Source organism: Pseudomonas gingeri (genome assembly GCF_013385635.1).
GTDB classification, from domain to species: domain Bacteria; phylum Pseudomonadota; class Gammaproteobacteria; order Pseudomonadales; family Pseudomonadaceae; genus Aquipseudomonas; species Aquipseudomonas gingeri_A.
The window spans coordinates 137,072-154,263 of sequence record NZ_JACAPR010000012.1 but is presented as its reverse complement, the minus strand read 5'-3'; the positions used below and the strand labels follow the sequence as shown (position 1 = coordinate 154,263).

The following is a 17,192-nucleotide window of genomic DNA, read 5'->3' as shown; positions in this document are numbered from 1 at the left end:
CAGGCTTCAGGCTTCAGGTTCAGGGCTTGGGCGGGTTGATTTTGTCCACCCAAGCATAGGCCCGCCCGGTGGCCGGCCGGGCCTGGATGACCTTGAACCAGCGATGCAGATGGGGGAAGTCTTCCAGCTTCTGGCTCTGGCGCTGGTGGGAAACGATCCACGGGTAGATCGCCATGTCGGCGATGCTGTATTCGCTGCCGGCAACGAATGCGCGGTCGGCCAGGCGCTTGTCCAGCACGCCGTACAGACGGGCGGTCTCGTCGATATAGCGTTTCATCGCGTAGGGAATCTTTTCCGGCGCGAAGACGTTGAAATGATGATTCTGCCCGGCCATCGGCCCCAGGCCGCCCATCTGCCAGAACAGCCATTGCAGCGTTTCCTGGCGTCCGCGCAGGTCCTGGGGAATGAAGCGGCCGGTCTTTTCCGCCAGGTACAGCAGGATCGCGCCGGACTCGAACAGCGACAGCGGTTCACCACCGTCGGCCGGCGTGTGGTCGACAATCGCCGGAATCCGGTTGTTGGGGGCAATCTTCAGGAACTCGGGCCTGAACTGCTCGCCGGCACCGATATTCACCGGGTGAACCTGGTAGGGCAGGCCGGCCTCTTCCAGGAAAATCGAGATTTTGTGGCCGTTGGGGGTGGTCCAGTAATACAGGTCGATCATGCCGCGCTCCAGGTCAGGTCTGCTTGAACCGCAGTGGATCTTGCCCGGCGGTTCGCCGTGAGCCGACTGTTTTACTCCCAATGGCTTGTCGAGTGGAAGCCCTGGATGCTCAACTGCAAGGCTTCAAGGCAGATAACAGGGACACGGGGAATGGCGACTATCGGGGACCGCACGGCATTGATCGTGATCGACCAGCAGCAGGGCATTCAACAGCCGCGGCTCGGGCCACGCAACAATCCGCAGGCTGAAGAAAGAATGGCCGAGTTGCTGCGGCACTGGCGCGGCAACGCGCGTCCGGTGATCCATGTGCAGCACCTGTCCCGCTCACCGGAGTCGGTGTTCTGGCCAGGGCAGTCGGGGGTGGAGTTTCAGCAGCGTTTCCGGCCGTCGGCGGGGGAATGGCTGGTGCAGAAGGACGTGCCGGATGCCTTTTGCGCCACCGGCCTGCAAGTCCGTCTGCAAGAGGCGGGCATCGAGCAGTTGGTGATCGTCGGCGTGGCCACCAACAACTCCGTGGAGTCGACGGCGCGCACCGCCGGCAACCTGGGGTTTGCCACCTGGGTGGTCGAAGACGCCTGCTACACCTTCGACAAGGTGGACTTCTTCGGCCAACCCCACAGCGCCCAGGAGGTACACGCGATGTCCCTGGGCAACCTGCATGGCGAGTACGCCACCGTGGTATCCAGCCGCGAGCTGCTTTGAGCGGTTAGCCGACCGCCTCGTCCACCAGTACCTGCAAGGTCTCCCGCGAGCAGCGCTCGATCCGTGCCCGCACGCCATAGACCTCGGCGAACAGACGGGTATCGAGAATCGCCTCGGGCGCGCCGCTGGCGAACAGTTGGCCCTGGCGCAGCACCGCGAGGTTGTCGGCATAACGTGCGGCGAGGTTGATATCGTGCAGCACCACCACGGCGATCAACCGGTGTTCGCGCACCAGCGATTGCACACAGGCCATGACTTTCAACTGGTAGTTGAGGTCCAGGGCGCTGGTGGGCTCGTCCAGCAGCATCACCTGCGGTCGCCGGGCAATCAACTGCGCCAGGCTGACGAGTTGGCGCTGGCCGCCGGACAAGGTGCTCAACCACTGGTCCGCCAGATGCGTGATGCCGATGCGCTGCAGCGCCTTGAATGCTTCTTCCAGGCATTCGGCGCTGGACAGCTGGCCGACACGCAGGGCGGCGATCACGCTTTCCAGCACGCTGAGGCTCAGGCCCGGCGGCAGGTTCTGCGGCATATAGGTGACCCGTCGCGCCCGTTCGGCGACCGACAGGCGGGTCAGGTCCTCACCCTGCAGGCGCACCGCGCCGCTCATCTTTTCCAGGCCGGCGATGCCGCGCAGCAGGGTCGACTTGCCGGCACCGTTGGGGCCGATCAGCGCCGTCAGGGTGCCAGGTTGCAGCGTTGGCATGCTCAGGTCGCGCACCACCTGGCGCCGTCCGTAGCCAATCACCGCATGTTCGACCCGCAGGCCGTGTTCCTGCTCGCTCATGGCCGCCTCCCGCGCTTGAACACCAGCAGCACGAAGATCGGTACGCCGACCAGTGCCGTGACAATGCCCACCGGTACGATCACGCCGGGCATGATCAATTTGCTGGCAATCGACGACAGCGACAGCAGCAAGGCGCCGACCAGGGCACTGGCGGGCAGCAGGAAACGTTGGTCTTCGCCCACCAGGATCCGCGCGATATGCGGTCCCACCAGGCCGATAAAACCAATGGTGCCGACAAAGGCCACCGCCGTCGCCGACAACAGGCTGATGCGCAGCAGCGAGGCGAAACGCAGGCGCTTCACATCGACGCCGAAACTCATGGCGCGATCCTCACCCATGCGTAGCAAGGTCATGCGTGGCGCGGCGGAAAAGGAGAAGGGCATGACCACGACGATCACCAGCGCGAGGATGCCCAGCTTGTCCCAGTTGGCCCGGGTCACGCTGCCCAGGGTCCAGAACACCAGTTGTTGCAGCACGTCTTCGGTGGCGACCAGTTGCAGCAGCGCCACCACCGCGTTGCAACTGAAGACCAGGGCGATGCCGAACAGCACCAGGCTTTCCACCCCGGCGCCGCGCAGGCGTGACATGGCTTGCAGGAGAAATACCGAGGCAGCGGCGAAGACAAAGGCCGAAAGCGAAATCGCCGTATTGTTCGACAGCCACACAGTGGAAACCGGGAACACGATCACCAGCGAGGCGCCGAGAGCCGCGGCGGAGGACACGCCCAGGGTAAACGGGCTGGCCAGCGGGTTGTTGAGGATCGCCTGCATTTCCGCGCCGGCCAGGGACAACGCGCAGCCCACCAGCACGGCCATCAGGGTGTAGGGAAGGCGCACGTTCCAGATGATCACCTGGTCGGTCAGGCTCAGGTGGGCCGGGTGCAGCAGGCCGTCGAGCAGGGCCGGCAGGCCCATCCCGGACGGGCCGCTGGCCAGGTCGACCAGAATCGCGCAGAGCAAGGCGCCGCCCAGCAGCACCAGTAACCACAGGCGGCGCAGCAACAGGCGGCGATAACCCTGGCTGGCAGTTGCCAGGTCCAGGGGAGAAACACTCAAGGATGTACTCATCGTCTTCAGGCTTGTCACAACTCCAGTGGGAGCCGGCAAGCCGGCTCCCACAAAGGGGCGCGTGACAGCCCTTGATCCTCAATGATGGGTTGGCGCGTCGATCCAGTACGCGCCCTTGAGCGGCGTATCGAGGAACTGCTGGTTCATGGCGTCCATGGTGTCCTGCGGATTCAACTGGGCGAACAGTTGCGGATGGATCCACTTGGCCAGGGCTTCGATGGCCAGCAGGTTGTAGGGCGAGTTGTAGAAGTCATGCCACAGGCCGTGGGCATTGCCCATGCGGATCGCCCGCAGGTTCTTGAACTCGGGACGGGCGAGCACGCTGTCGAAGGCTTCGCTCGCTTCGGCCTGGCTGACCTCTGCACCGAGGATCAGCCCCGGCTTGTGATTGCCGGTGGCGACATACAGGTCCGGATCGGCCTTGAGCGCATATTCGACACTGATATCCCCCAGCGCACCCGGCACCACGCCTTCGGCGATATTGACCCCGCCGACGGTGCGGATTACTTCACCCATGCCACTCTTGCCGGTGGTGTGTCCCGGTGCCTGCCAGGCCCCGGCCAGCAGTTCGAGGAAGACTTTCGGGCGCTGGCTTTCCGGCAGGTTGCCGACCTTGTCGGTGATCGCCTTCAGGTGCTGGTCATAGAAATCCAGGTACGCCTTGGCCTGTGGCTCGCGGTCGAGGGCCTGGCCCAGGGCACTGAGGCTGTCGTGGGTGCCCTTGATCGGATTGATCCGGAAGTCGACGAACAGCACCGCGATGCCGGCCTTGGCCAGCACATCGGCCACCGGACTATGCTCGGTCGGGCCGTGGCCGGAGATACTGAACACCGCCAGGTCCGGTTTCAGGCTGAGAATTTCTTCGGCGCTGACGCTCTGCTCCGAGGCCTGGCCGATCAGCGGGATGTCCTTGACCTTGGGGAACTTGGCCGCATACGCCGCGTAGGTGTGCGGGTCGAGCAGGCGCAGGTCGTTCTGCCAGCCGACGATGCGCTGGAACGGTGCCTCGCGGTCGAGCAGGGCGAAGGCGGAAATCAGCCGGCCTTCACCCAGCACCACGCGCTGGACATGGTCCGGTACATCGACCTTGCGGCCGAGCACGTCGGTGACTTCATGGGCCGAGGCCACCGCTACGGGGCCGAGCAGCAACACGGTGAACAGGGCACTCAGGCGCAGCAGCGCACGGGATTTGGTCATCACGATATCTCCGGGAAAGGCAGGCGGCGCATCAGACGTCACTCCAGCGCCGCAGCAGGTTGTGGTAGGCGCCGCTCAGTTGCAGCAGGGATTCCGGGTCGGCGTGTTGCGCGCTCAGGCGCTGGATCGCCACATCCATGTCCAGCAGCAGGCTGCGCTGGCTGTCTTCGCGGACCAGGCTTTCGGTCCAGAAAAATGCGGCGATCCGTTCGCCACGGCTGACCGGGTTGATCTTGTGCAGGCTGCTGCCGGGGTAGAGCACCAGGTGTCCGGCGGGCAGCTTGACGGCGTGTTCGCCGAAGGTGTCGCGGATCACCAGTTCACCACCGTCGTAGCTGGCCGGATCGGCGAGGAACAGGGTCGCGGAGAGATCAGTGCGGACCCGTTCGCGCACACCCTTGAGGCCGCGAATGGCGTTGTCCACATGCAGGCCGAACGACTCGCCGTCGCTGTAGCGATTGAACAGCGGCGGATAGATTTTCTTCGGCAGGGCGGCGGACATGAACAGTGCGTTGTCCGAGAGCCGGCCGAGGATGCGCTCGCCGAGACGGATGCCCAGGGCCGAGTCTTCCGGCAACTGCCGGTTGTGCTTGACCCGAGCCGAGTCGAGCCCGGCGGTGGCCTTGCCGTCGATCCACGGCTCGGCCAGCAGGGCCGCGACCATGTCGCGGGCTTCGGCGGCGCGGAACAGTGCGGGAATCTCGATCAGCATGCCGGTTCAGAACTCATAGTCGACACTGGCCGTCAGCGTGCGGCCGGCGCCGGGAATCCCGTACAGCTGGAAGCCATCGAGGGATGCGCCGATCTGGCTGTAGTAGAAGGTGTTGAAGACGTTGTTTAGGTTCAGGTTGACCCGGGTCTGCGGGTTGAACTGGTACTGTGCCGCCAGGTTGTGCAGCCAGTAGCCGGGGGCCTTTTCGTTGTCCTTGACGTAGATCGCGTTGACCCCGGACGGGCCGTTGGCGTAGCTGCTGTTATTGTTCAGGCCACCGACATACTCGTTGTCGCTGTAGCGTCGGCGCCCGACATAGTTGGCGCCGTAGCTGAGGCTGAGGGCATCGGTCACCGCGTAGGTGGTCCACAGGTTGGCGGTCAGGTCCGGGACGTTCTTGGCCTCGGAGCCCTTGTTGGCGCCCTTGGTCTGCACGCTCTTGAGGGCGGAGAAGCCGCTGTAGGCGGTCCAGCGCGGGGTGATATTGCCCTGCAGGCCGAGTTCGACGCCGTCGACCCGCTTGGCCGGCAAGGCCCGTACCGGGGCGGTTTCGCCGTCCTGGTATTCCCAGGAGTTTTCCAGTTCGGTACGGAAGATCGCCGCCGTGACATTCAACTGGTCGTGGGCGATATCCCACTTGGTGCCGACCTCGTAGGTCTTCGACTTGGCCGGCGTGTAGTTGCTGGTGGTCGAGGCGCCGTAGATCTGGTTGTTGGTCGAGGCACCGACCGCCGAAGGTTCCGCCGCCTCACTGTAGGAGGCGTAGATGCTGCCGTTGGGCAGTGGCTTGTAGACCACGCCGGCGCGTCCGCTCAGGGCGCCATCGTCGCTCTTGATATCGGCCTGGCCGCGCTGGGTGGTCTGGGCGCGCCAGTTGTCATAACGCAGCGAGCCGAGGACCTGCCATTGTTCGGTCAGGGTCACGGTGTCGCCGAAGTAGACACCGGCGTTGTCGATGATCGAGCGGGGATCGCCTTCGCCCTTTGTCACCCAGGTGCTGGCGAAGTCGTGCTGCGGGTCGGCCATGTTGAACAGCATGTCGCCGGTGGGCACTTCGGCGTTGCGCTTCAGGCCGCCGTAGGTCTCGTGGTAGAGCTCGATACCGCTGACCGCCGCATGGGAAAAACTGCCGGTGTTGAAGCCGAAACTGAAGTCGGTCTGGTTGTCGAGGATGGTATAGCGCTTCGATTGGCCGAAGTCGTCACCGCGCAGGATGCCGTAGGCGGTGTTGTCGTTGCTGGTGTAGCCGGGGTAAGCGTTGACGGTCGAACCCGGCACCTGGCTGACCGGACCGACGCCGGTATAGCCCAGGGTCGCGCAACGGGGGCCGGTACAGGTTTTCTGGCCGTTGGTGTTGGCGGCGAAGAAGCGTGCCGGCGACAGCACGCCGAAGTTGTCGGTGCGTTCCCAGCGGATCTGGTTCTTGAGTTTGGCATCGTTGTCGAAGTCGTGCTCGAGGCGGGCAGTCAGCGAGGTGGTTTCGGTCTGCTGGGTGTACAGGCTCGAATCGCCGTACCAGTTGGAGCGTTTCACGCCCGGCATGGTGTCGCCGTTAGTGCCGCGCTGGATCGGCAGGCCGGTGTCCGGGGTGTTGTTGTCCTTCTGGTAGAACAGGTCGACAAACATCCGGGTCTGGGTGCCCAGGCCCAGACCGAGGGAAGTGGCGATGCCCCAGCGGTCATAGTCGACATCGTCGCGGTCGGCCACGGCGTTGTAGTGGCGCATCAGGTTGATGCGCAGGGCGCTGGTGTCGTTCAACTCATGGTTGATATCAGCCGTCAGGCGCCGGTAGTTGTCGCTGCCGACCCCGGCCGAAACCTTGTTCGCATCACCCAGATGAGCCTCCTTGCTGACCAGGTTGACGCTGCCGCCCACCGCCGAGACCCCGGACTCGATGGCCCCGGTGCCCTTGAACACCTCGGCCTGTTGCAGGTTGAAGGTATCGGTGCGGGTCGACATGCCGGCATCACGCACGCCGTCCACGGTCAGGCTCTGTTCCGAGGAGAAACCGCGGATCGAGAACAGGTCGCCCCAGCCCAGGTTGCCCTCGCCGGACATGAAGGTGATCCCGGGTACGTTGCGCAGCACTTCCTGCAGGGTCTGGGCGTTCTGCTCCTTGAGCACCTGCTGCGGCACGACGGTGACGCTTTGCGGGGTATCCAGCAGTGGCTGGCTGAGCTTGGCCGAACTGGCCCGGTCGACCTTGTAGGGCGAGCTATAGTCACCTTCGACCTTCAGGTCGGGCAGGGTCAGTGCGCCCTGGGCCTCGGTATCCTGAGCCAGTGCCTGGGGACTCAGCGCGCCCATGGCCATCAGGCCGAAAACAGGGGCCAGCGTACGTGGCAGGGCCAAGGGCTGGAGACGTGAAGTGGAGGGCTGGGACAACGATGGCATGCGCGACAACCTATGCTAAATTAAAATCAATCTTATTTAGATTCGGTAGTCTAAAGAGCCGGGTTCGCCGGGCGGAGCGCGCTTTGTATTGGAATCGCATACAAGCGCGACTCAACACATTCCATTACATTTCACTCCAACAAGCCGTGAGCTTTCGGCTATCTCCTAGTTTTTTTTCGGATGCTGACTTTCTTCCATGACCAAGCCAGATCACCTGTTGATCGTCGATGACGATCCGGAAATCCGTCAGTTGCTGTCCGAGTACCTGAGCAACGCCGGTTACCAGACCTCCACCGCCTGTGACGGCAAGGAAATGCGTCGGCGCCTGGAGCTGAATGTCATCGACCTGATCGTCCTCGACCTGATGTTGCCGGGCGAGGACGGGCTGAGCCTGTGCCGTGAACTGCGGGTGACCTCCAATACGCCGGTGATCATGCTGACCGCCCGCGGCACCCTGGTGGACCGCATCCTCGGCCTGGAGCTGGGCGCCGATGATTACCTGCCCAAGCCGTTCGATCCCCGTGAGCTGTTGGTCCGTATCAAGGTGGTGCTGCGCCGTGCCCAGAGTTTTCCCGAGCGAGCGCGGATCGACGATGTGCCGACCATCCGTTTCGCCGGCTGGCAACTCGATACCCGGGCCCGCCAGGTGCTGTCCCCGGAAGGATTGGTGATCAGCCTGGGGAATTCGGATTTCCGTGTCCTGCGCCTGCTGCTGCAACATCCCAACCGTCCGCTCAGCCGCGACTTCCTGCTCAACCACGTGTTTGACAAGGACAGTACGCCGTTCGACCGTTCCATCGATGTCTGTATCAGTCGCCTGCGCCAGCAACTGGAGCCGGGCCTGATCAGGACGGTGCGCAATGAAGGCTATATGTTGACCGCCACCGATGTGGATCCCCAGTCGTGAGGGTGTGGCCGCGCTCGCTGTTCGGCCGGTTGGTGCTGATCCTGGTGGCCGGCATGCTCGCGGCCCAGGTGGTGACCAGCAGCATCTGGTACGACGTGCGCCACAGCCAGGTACTGGAGATTCCCACCCGGCTGATCGCCACCCGCCTGGCGAATATCGTCCGCCTGTCCCATCTCGATCCGCAGCGCGTCGACACCCTGATCGGTCTGATCGACTCGCCGAACTTTCATCTGACCTTGAGTGACCAGGCCAGCGATCTGCCCGATGAACTGGAGGACGCCGACCAGGGCACCGAGCGCCTGCTGAACAAGGTACTGTCGGAAAAAACCGGTTATGCCCAGACCGCGCGGCTGTTGCAGTTATCCGTGCTTGACCAGCAGGGCCAGGTCGCGGGCCTGCCGACGCTGTTCGGCAGCAACCCGGCGGTCGGCCATTTCCTGATCGACCTGCGCCTGCCCGACGGGCGTTGGCTGATGGTCGATGCCAGCGAGGAACAGGGCTGGACCAGCACCTCGCCGGTGGATGTGCTGTTCGATTACCTGATGCGCATCTATCTGTTGCGGATCGTGGTGCTGGTGATCATCGCGCTGCTGGCGGTGCGCCTGGCGATTCGGCCGTTGAATGCCCTGGCGCGGGCGGCCGAGGCTCTGGGGCGGGATATCCAGCGCCCGCCGCTGCCGCTGGACGGGCCGACCGAAGTGCGTCGGGCGGCCCAGGCCTTCAATGCCATGCAGCAACGGTTGATCGCCAATATCGCCGAGCGTACGCGTTTCCTCGCGGCGATTTCCCATGACCTGCGCTCGCCCATCACCCGCCTGCGCCTGCGCACCGAGTTGCTGGAGGACAACCAGGTCAAGGAGCGCTTTCGCACGGACCTGGAAGACATGGAGCATATGGTCTCCAGCACCCTGGACTTTGTCAGCAGCGGTGAAGTCAACGAAGAGCGGCAGAACATCGATATCAATGCCCTGCTGCGCAGTCTGCAGGCGGACCTGCAGGATATCGGCGAGCCGGTCAGTGTCGAGGGCTGGGCGCAGCGTCCCTTGCCCGGTTATGCCCGCAGCCTCAAACGTTGTGTGCAGAACCTGCTGGAGAACGCGGTGCGCTATGGCTGCGAGGTGGTGGTGCGGGTGGAGGATCAGCCGCAGTGGCTGCGCATCGTCATCAGCGACCGCGGGCCGGGCGTTCCCGAGGCGTTGCTGGAGCAGGTGGTGGAACCGTTCTATCGGGTCGAGGGGTCACGCAATGCCAGGACCGGCGGTTATGGCCTGGGGCTGAGCATCGCCCATACCATCGCGGCCGCCCATGGCGGCCGGATGACCCTGCGCAATCGCGAGGGTGGCGGGCTCGAGGTGGTGCTGGCGTTCGAGCGCCGGCTCGACGGCTAGCGGGGAGCCCCGAGTGACCCCGCTTGGCGCCTGATCATGACTAGCGCTCAGCCGGCACGGGCCAGGTAGCGGTTGACCGCGGCCGGTGCATACACCTGGTCGCGAACCAGATGCGCCGCACCGTGCAACGCAGCGAGGTCGCCCAGCTGACTGCTGACCACCTGCAGGTCGCGGGTGGCCAGGGGCAGTGAGCGCCGGTAGATGGTTTCGCGCACACCGGCGAGCAGATGGTCCTGGCATTCGGCAAGTACACCGCCCAGCACCACCAGCGACGGGTTGATCAGGCTCACCGCCTGGGCCAGTGCTTCGCCGACGAAGCGTCCGGAGGATTGCAGCAGATTGACCACATTGGCCTGGCCCTGGCGTGCCATGGCGGTGATGTCGCTGAGGGCCGCGCGGCTGTAGCCGTCGGCCTGCAATTGCTTGCTGATCGCCCAGCCGGAAGCATAGGCCTCCAGGCAACCGGTATTGCCGCACCGACACAGCGGCAGTTCGCCCAATTGCGTGTTGCCGACGAACAGGTGGCCGATATCGCCGGCGGCGCCCTGGGCTCCACGCTGCAGGCGGCCATCCATCACCAGCCCGGCGCCGATGCCGGTGCTGATGGTCAGGAACATCAGGTGCGTCGAGGTCGGCCAGATCTGCCGGTGTTCGCCGAGCGCCATCAGGTTCACGTCCTTGTCGAGCACGATCGGGCAATCGAAGGTGGCGCGGAAGAAATCCGGCACGCAGCAACCGTCCCAACCGATCATCAAGGGCGGGCGCACCAGTGTCCCGGTGGCGAATTCCACCGGGCTCGGGATGCCGATGCCGATGCCCCTGACATCGTCCAGGGTTTTCCCGGCCCTGCCCAGCAGGTCGAGGAAGCAGCCTTCGACAGCACCGAGAATGTGCTCCGGTCCATCGTTGATCTCTATCTGGAAGTGTTCCTGCAGCAGCATCTGGCCGTGCATGTCGCTCAGCGCGATGCGCATCTGCTGGGCACCGATATCGGCCACCAGCATCACGCCGAAATCCTTGTCGATCTCGAAGCGCCCCGAGGGGCGGCCACCGGTCGAGCTTTCATGGCTCGCCGTGCGGATGTAGCCGTTGGCGAGCAGGGTGTCGAGCCGCTGGGTCACGGTCGATCGCGATAATCCGGACACTTCCATGATCGCCGCCCGGGTCAATGCCTTGCCGGTGTGGATCAGGTTGAGGATGGCGCCTGCGCTGTTGGGCGACAGCATCTCTTCGATTCTGGTTGGCATCACGCGGATCTTTCCACCTTGTTTTCTGTCAGGCCGTTTTCTTCAGGGCCATTTTCTGTAACGGAGGGCGCTTTGAAAAGGCTGCTCGTTCACTTTTGTTTTATTTTAAATCAAAAGTTGTTTTTATTTAGGTTTTTCTGTGTTTTTATTATCCCACAAGCACGGTCGCCCCTGGCTGGCCGATGCCCATCCGTCCAATCAATAACAAAGACACGGAGACGATATGCAGCCACGTTCCATTGCGATCATTGGCACCGGGATGATCGGTGCCGTGCATTGGCAGGCGGCGCGCCAGGCGGGTGCCCGCTTGCGTGGTGTGCTGGCGTCATCGCCCGAGCGTTCACGGCAGATAGCCAGCGAGTGGGGCGCGGAGTGCGCCTACACGTCCATCGAGGCGGTCATGGCCGATCCCCTGGTCGAGGTCGTGCACATCTGCTCGCCCAATGCCTTTCACTTCCCGGCCGCCGAGGCAGCGCTGAAGGCCGGCAAGCATGTGATCTGCGAGAAACCGCTGGCGACCACCCAGGCCGATGCCCAGGCGCTGGCGGCCCTGGCGACCGAGCGTGGTCTTGTCGCAACCGTGCCTTTTGTCTATCGCTACCACCCGATGGTGCGCGAAGCCCGGGCGCGGGTGCGCAGCGGCGACATCGGCGCGCTGCAACTGATTCATGGCAGCTACTTGCAGGACTGGCTGCTGGACAGCCGCGACAGCAATTGGCGGGTCGACCCCGGCAAAGGCGGCGCGTCCCGGGCCTTCGCCGATATCGGTTCGCACTGGTGCGATCTGGTCGAGTGGATCAGCGGCGAGCGCTTCGAGTCGGTGGTGGCCAGCCTGTCGACCACCATCAAGAGTCGCCCGGCCCTGGCGAGCCAGACCTTCAGCGCCGCGGCCGCATCGCCCGCCGGCCCCACGGTGGCGGTCAATACCGAAGACGTGGCGGTCGCTCTGTTGCGCACCACCACCGGCACCCTCGCCAACGTCACCATCAGCCAGGTATCGGCCGGGCGCAAGAATCGCCTGTGGTTCGAGATCGACGGCGCCAAACACAGCCTGGTGTTTGACCAGGAAACCCCGGAGCAGCTCTGGATCGGTGGTGTCGATTCGGTGGAGCTGCGGGTCAAGGACCCTTCGCGCGGTGCCTGCGAACAGCGTCGCCTGGCCACCGTGCCTGCCGGTCATGGCCAGGGTTATGTCGACTGTTTCGCGGCGTTTATCGGTGATACCTACCGCGCCATCGATGGCGAGTCCCCCGAGGGACTGCCCACCTTCATGGATGGGCTGCGCTCGGCGGCGATAGTCGATGCCGTGTTGAACTCCGTGGCACAGCAAGGCTGGGTAGCCATTGCTGCTGACCCGAGAACGCTGCGGGAACCGACGCAATAGCCCGCCCCGAACCCTCGAAATATCCCGTTTCTTGTCTTCTACAACAATAAGAACGCCTCGCGGCGTACAGGAGATAAACCATGAAATCGAAATCCATGGTGGCAGTGCTGATGGGCGGTTGTCTGTTGCTGGGCTCTCTCCAGCAGGCGATGGCCGCACAGGCGGACTATGCGGTGATCCTCAAGACGTTGGCCAATCCGTACTGGATATCGATGCGTGACGGCATCGAGCAGGAAGCCAAGGCCAAGGGCGTCACCGTCGATATTTTCGCGGCAGGGAGCGAGGACGATATCCAGGGCCAGCAACGCTTGCTGGAGGACGCGATCAACAAGAACTACAAGGCCATCGGCGTGGCCCCGATCACCGCGGTCAGCCTGGTCCAGCCGATTGCCGCGGCGAGCCGCAAGGGCGTGTACATCGTCAACCTGGATGAAAAGGTCGATGTCGAGCAACTGAAGGCGGCAGGCGGCAGCGTGGTGGCTTTCCTCGCCACCGACAACAAGCTGGTGGGTAAAAAGGGTGGCCAGTATATCGTCGACCGCCTGGGCGCCGGCGGTGGCAAGGTCGCGATCATCGAAGGCAAGGCGGGTAACGCCACCGGTGACGCGCGTCGCGATGGCGCCGCCGAGGCGTTCAAGGGCTGGGACCGGATCAAGGTGGTCGCCAGCCAGCCGGCCGATTGGGACCGGGCACGGGCGCTGGACGTCACGACCAACATCCTGCAGCGCAACCCCGACCTCAAGGGCATCTATGCCGCCAACGACACCATGGCCCTGGGCGCGGTGCAAGCCGTCAGGAACGCCAACCTGCAAGGTCAGGTCATCGTGGTTGGCACCGACGGAGCACCCGAGGCCCTCGATTCGGTGAAGAACGGCGAGCTCACCGCCACCGTTGCCCAGGACTCGGCGGCCATGGGCGCACGCGGGCTGGACATCATGATTGACACCCTGAAGAACAAGCCGGCCATCAGCGTGGAAAACGCGGCGCAGTTCATCGCCATCGATTCGCATCTGATCACACAGGGCCAGTAACCCGTGCGGGTGTTGTCCCGGGGTCGTTGCCCCGGGCGATAACCAGGTCGTGTTTCTTGTCGGGAGAGCATCATGGGAGCGCTGGTTTCAGTGCGCAATATCGTCAAGCGCTTCGCCGGCACGGTGGCGCTCGATGGCGTGAGTTTCGATATCCATGCCTCGCAGGTGCACATCCTGCTCGGCGAAAACGGTGCCGGCAAGTCGACACTGATGAAGATCCTCAGTGGCATCTATGAGCCCAGCGAAGGCCAGATACAGCTCGGCGATACGCAGTACGCCAGCCTGACCCCGAGTATTTCGAAGGCCTACGGCATTGCGCTGATCTACCAGGAACTCAGCGTCATCGATTACCTGAGCATCGAGGAGAACCTGTTTGTCGGGCGCCTGCCGACGCGCAAGGTGCTGGGGGTGTCGATGATCGATCGGGCCCTGATGCACCGCAAGACGCGCGAGACCCTGGCGCGGATCGGCCTGGCCCGGCACCCGGCGACCCTGGTCGGCGAACTGAGCATTTCCGAAAAGCAGCAGGTGGAGATTGCCAAGGCGCTGGTGTGCGATGCCAGGGTGATCATCATGGATGAGCCCACTTCGTCGCTGACCGATACCGAAGTACAGCACCTGTTCAAGGTGATCAACGAACTGAAGTCCGCCGGTATCGGCATTGTCTACATCTCGCACAAGCTCAAGGAGATCGCCGAAATCGGCGACTGCGTTTCCGTGCTCAAGGACGGTCAGTGCGTCGGTACCTTCGACGCCAGGACCACGCCTCTGCGGACCCTGGTGGCAAGCATGGTCGGGCGTGAAATCAACAGCAGCCGACCTGACGGGGCCGGGGTCCGACCGGACGAGCGGGTGCTGGAGGTGCGTCACCTGTCATCGCGGGACGGGCGTGTCAGGGATGTCTCGTTCGATCTCTTCCAGGGCGAGATTCTCGGTTTCGCCGGGTTGATGGGCGCCGGTCGCAGCGAACTGATGGAAGTGATCTTCGGTGCCCGGGCCCGTGCCGGCGGCACGGTGACCCTGGGGGGACGAGAGGCCACGGTCGACAGCCCCTATCACGCGGTGAAGGCAGGCATGGCGTTCGTCACCGAGGACCGGCGCAAGACCGGCTTCTTCCATAACTTCTCGATTGCCGAAAACATCTCCCTGGTGTCGTTCCTGCGCAACGCCAGGCGGCAGATATCGCTGGAGCGTATCGACCGGGCCGAGGAACAGCGCTTCGGTGTCGATTACCAGCAGCGCCTGCGTATTCGTTGCACGTCGCCGGAGCAGAACATCACCGAACTTTCCGGCGGCAATCAGCAAAAGGCAATTATCGCGAAATGGCTGGCGGCGGATTGCGAGCTGTTTATTTTCGATGAACCCACGCGCGGTATCGATATCGGTGCCAAGAGCGAGATCTATCAAATCATGCGCGACCTGGCCAACGCCGGCAAAGGCATTGTCATGGTCTCATCGGAGTTGCCGGAACTGCTCGCGGTCTGTGATCGCATCGCTGTTTATAAAGAAGGCCGTATTGCCGAGGTCATGAACAATGGTGATGCCAGCGAGGAAGGCATCATGCGTATTGCAATGGGCTAGCTCAATTATCCGGGAATCTGCCATGACACAAGTCGAACAAAAAACTGCTGCTGCCCCAGTGCCCATGAAACGAAGCGGTGCCGATCTCTGGCAGTCCTATGGAACCGTCGGCATTCTGGTCCTGCTGTTGGTGTTGTCGGGCATCCTGTCTCCCGACTACTTTCTTACGGCCAACAACTTGAGCCAGATACTGGTGCAAAGTTCGGTGATGGTGCTGTTGGCCTGCGGGGTGTTCTTTACCATCCTGATCGCCGGTATCGATCTGTCGGTCGGCTCGATGCTGGCGTTGACCGGCATGATCACGGCGAAGCTGATGATCGCCGGGTGCCCGTTCTGGGCGGCGATCCTGCTGGGCGGTTTACTGATGGGCGCCGTGCTGGGCGCGATCAACGGCGCGCTGGTTAATATCACCCAGTTGCATCCGTTCATCATCACGTTGGGTACCACGGCGATTTACCGGGGGCTGACCCTGATCATTTCCGATGCCCGTTCGGTATTCGGTTTTGATCGGCACTTTATCGAGCTGATTTCCGGTCGCCTGCTCGGTGTGCCGATCCCGGTCATCATTACCGTGGTCGTGGTGGGCTTCCTGTACTTTCTCAGCATGCACACCAAGTTGGGTCGCAATATCTACGCGCTGGGCGGTAATGCCCAGGCGGCATGGTTTTCCGGGATCAATATCAAGTCGCACACCTTTATCGTGTTTCTGATTTCCGGTGTGTGTGCCGGTGTGGCCGGTATTGTCACCACGGCGCGAACGGGGGCAGCCGAACCCAACGCCGGTTTCGGCTTTGAAACCTTTGCCATCGCCTCGGCAATTATTGGCGGCACCAGTTTCTTTGGTGGTCGCGGAAAGATAACCGGCGTGGTGATCGGCGGACTGATCATCGGTGTCATCAGCAATATTCTCAACATCATGAACGTGCAGTCGTACTACCAGCAAATCGTGATGGGGGCGCTGATTATCCTGGCGGTCACGCTGGACAAGTTATTCAGCAAAAAGAGCCGTTGATTCTTCCTGATTATCTTTTGCCCGCTGCCGGTACTGGCAGCGGGTGGACATTTCTTGCCGTTCCAGGAGTCATTCATGTCACCAGTCATACCGCCTGCCCGTATCTTTCTCGCCCCGGCTCCACGCGCGGTCAGCGATATCTTCGACCAGGACGATCTTGCCGCCCTGCATAACCTGGGGGAGGTGTGCATTCATGAAGACGGGCCGGTGACCGAGGCCATCTTCAACGAAAAAGTGCTGGGCTCGACGATGATCATCGGCCAGATCGACCTGCCGGCGGAGCGTCTGGCGCAACTGCCCGAGTTGACCGCGATCTTCAATGTCGAGGGTAACTTCCTCGGCAACATCGACTACGCCTACTGCTTCAGCCATGGCGTACGGGTGCTGAATGTCAGCCCGGTATTCGCCGAACCGGTGGCCGAGGTGGCGTTGGGCATGGCGATCGACCTGGCTCGCGGCATCAGCCGCTCGGATCGACGTTTCCGCACGCATTCGGAGGCTTATGGCCTGGACGCCAACCGCGACGCCTACAGCCTGTTTCGCCAGAAAGTCGGGTTTATCGGTATGGGCGATCTGGGAAAAGCCATCGTGCCATTGCTCAAACCCTTCAATTGCGAGGTGATGGCCTATGATCCGTGGCTGCCGGCTGACTACCTGGGCACACTGGGTTGCCGGGCCGCCACGCTGGAGCAAGTGCTGAGGGAGTCGAAAATCATCTTCGTGGTGGCCGGCGTCACGGCGCAGAACCAGGGTTTTCTCGATGCCGGGCAGTTTGCATCCATGCAGCCGGGGGCGTCCTTTATCCTGGTGAGCCGGGCCGGGGTGGTGGATTTCGATGCCATGCTCGATGCGGCGGCCAGCGGGCATATCCGCGTGGCGACCGATGTCTTCCCGGTCGAGCCGGTACCGGCGGAGCATCGCCTGCGCGGTATCGACAACCTGTTGCTGTCACCGCACCAGGCGGGCGCGATGGACGAGGCCCTGCGGCAGATCGGCAAACGCGTGGTCGCTGACGCGCAACTGATCAGCCGGCGCATTGCCCCGGTCATGTGCAAGGTCGCGCAGCCCGAGTCGGTGTTCCTGCTGCGCAGCAAACCGGTCGACAAGAGTTGAGGTGAA

Annotated in this window: 15 protein-coding genes; 8 read left to right on the top strand and 7 right to left on the bottom strand. The window is 63.1% G+C overall.

Annotation, left to right across the window (positions count from 1 at the left end; translation table 11 throughout):
- Positions 1-19: 19 nt before the first annotated feature.
- Positions 20-664 (bottom strand): glutathione binding-like protein, encoded by a 645-nt coding sequence (locus tag HX851_RS39450; RefSeq protein WP_177057742.1) that lies wholly within the window; start codon positions 662-664, stop codon positions 20-22.
- Between the two features lie 150 nt (positions 665-814).
- Between HX851_RS39450 and HX851_RS39445 the strand changes: the two genes are divergently transcribed.
- Positions 815-1,366 carry a cysteine hydrolase family protein gene (locus tag HX851_RS39445; protein WP_177065265.1) on the top strand — a complete coding sequence of 184 codons (552 nt, stop codon included), beginning with the start codon at positions 815-817 and terminating at the stop codon, positions 1,364-1,366.
- Between the two features lie 4 nt (positions 1,367-1,370).
- On the opposite strand, the gene HX851_RS39440 is transcribed toward HX851_RS39445, so the two are convergent.
- The 5 genes from HX851_RS39440 to HX851_RS39420 form a co-directional block, all read right to left on the bottom strand.
- Positions 1,371-2,153 (bottom strand): ABC transporter ATP-binding protein, encoded by a 783-nt coding sequence (locus HX851_RS39440; RefSeq protein WP_177065266.1) that lies wholly within the window; start codon positions 2,151-2,153, stop codon positions 1,371-1,373.
- Positions 2,150-3,220 (bottom strand): FecCD family ABC transporter permease, encoded by a 1,071-nt coding sequence (locus HX851_RS39435; RefSeq protein WP_438362382.1) that lies wholly within the window; start codon positions 3,218-3,220, stop codon positions 2,150-2,152. The genes HX851_RS39440 and HX851_RS39435 overlap by 4 nt, the downstream gene beginning before the upstream one ends.
- 78 nt (positions 3,221-3,298) lie before the next feature.
- Entirely contained in the window at positions 3,299-4,417 is a 1,119-nt protein-coding gene (locus tag HX851_RS39430; protein WP_177065267.1) for an ABC transporter substrate-binding protein, read from the bottom strand.
- A 31-nt stretch (positions 4,418-4,448) separates the two neighbouring features.
- Entirely contained in the window at positions 4,449-5,129 is a 681-nt protein-coding gene (locus tag HX851_RS39425) for a Fe2+-dependent dioxygenase (protein ID WP_177057737.1), read from the bottom strand.
- A 6-nt stretch (positions 5,130-5,135) separates the two neighbouring features.
- The gene (locus tag HX851_RS39420) at positions 5,136-7,523 is read right to left on the bottom strand and encodes a TonB-dependent receptor (RefSeq protein ID WP_177065268.1); all 2,388 of its coding nucleotides are present in this window, start codon (positions 7,521-7,523) and stop codon (positions 5,136-5,138) included.
- A gap of 196 nt (positions 7,524-7,719) precedes the next feature.
- Here HX851_RS39420 and HX851_RS39415 point away from each other — a divergent pair, with 196 nt between their 5' ends.
- Complete coding sequence (locus tag HX851_RS39415) at positions 7,720-8,430, top strand: response regulator (RefSeq protein ID WP_177057735.1); 711 nt, start codon at positions 7,720-7,722, stop codon at positions 8,428-8,430.
- Entirely contained in the window at positions 8,427-9,818 is a 1,392-nt protein-coding gene (locus tag HX851_RS39410) for an ATP-binding protein (protein WP_177057734.1), read from the top strand. Before HX851_RS39415 ends, HX851_RS39410 begins: the two co-directional genes overlap by 4 nt.
- A gap of 47 nt (positions 9,819-9,865) precedes the next feature.
- Here HX851_RS39410 and HX851_RS39405 read toward each other — a convergent pair whose 3' ends face one another.
- The gene (locus tag HX851_RS39405; protein WP_177057733.1) at positions 9,866-11,065 is read right to left on the bottom strand and encodes an ROK family transcriptional regulator; all 1,200 of its coding nucleotides are present in this window, start codon (positions 11,063-11,065) and stop codon (positions 9,866-9,868) included.
- Between the two features lie 223 nt (positions 11,066-11,288).
- On the opposite strand from HX851_RS39405, the gene HX851_RS39400 reads away from it, so the two are divergent.
- The 5 genes from HX851_RS39400 (at position 11,289) to HX851_RS39380 (ending at position 17,186) form a co-directional block, all read left to right on the top strand.
- Positions 11,289-12,449, top strand: a complete 1,161-nt coding sequence (locus HX851_RS39400) for a Gfo/Idh/MocA family protein (RefSeq protein ID WP_177057732.1) — start codon at positions 11,289-11,291, stop codon at positions 12,447-12,449.
- A gap of 80 nt (positions 12,450-12,529) precedes the next feature.
- Positions 12,530-13,480 (top strand): D-allose transporter substrate-binding protein, encoded by a 951-nt coding sequence (gene alsB, locus HX851_RS39395; protein ID WP_218170545.1) that lies wholly within the window; start codon positions 12,530-12,532, stop codon positions 13,478-13,480.
- A gap of 72 nt (positions 13,481-13,552) precedes the next feature.
- On the top strand, positions 13,553-15,061 hold the full coding sequence (locus tag HX851_RS39390) for a sugar ABC transporter ATP-binding protein (protein ID WP_177057731.1): 1,509 nt from the start codon (positions 13,553-13,555) through the stop codon (positions 15,059-15,061).
- Positions 15,048-16,073, top strand: a complete 1,026-nt coding sequence (alsC, locus tag HX851_RS39385) for a D-allose ABC transporter permease (RefSeq protein WP_218173468.1) — start codon at positions 15,048-15,050, stop codon at positions 16,071-16,073. The genes HX851_RS39390 and alsC overlap by 14 nt, the downstream gene beginning before the upstream one ends.
- Before the next feature lie 75 nt (positions 16,074-16,148).
- Positions 16,149-17,186 carry a hydroxyacid dehydrogenase gene (locus HX851_RS39380; protein ID WP_177057730.1) on the top strand — a complete coding sequence of 346 codons (1,038 nt, stop codon included), beginning with the start codon at positions 16,149-16,151 and terminating at the stop codon, positions 17,184-17,186.
- Positions 17,187-17,192: the final 6 nt, after the last annotated feature.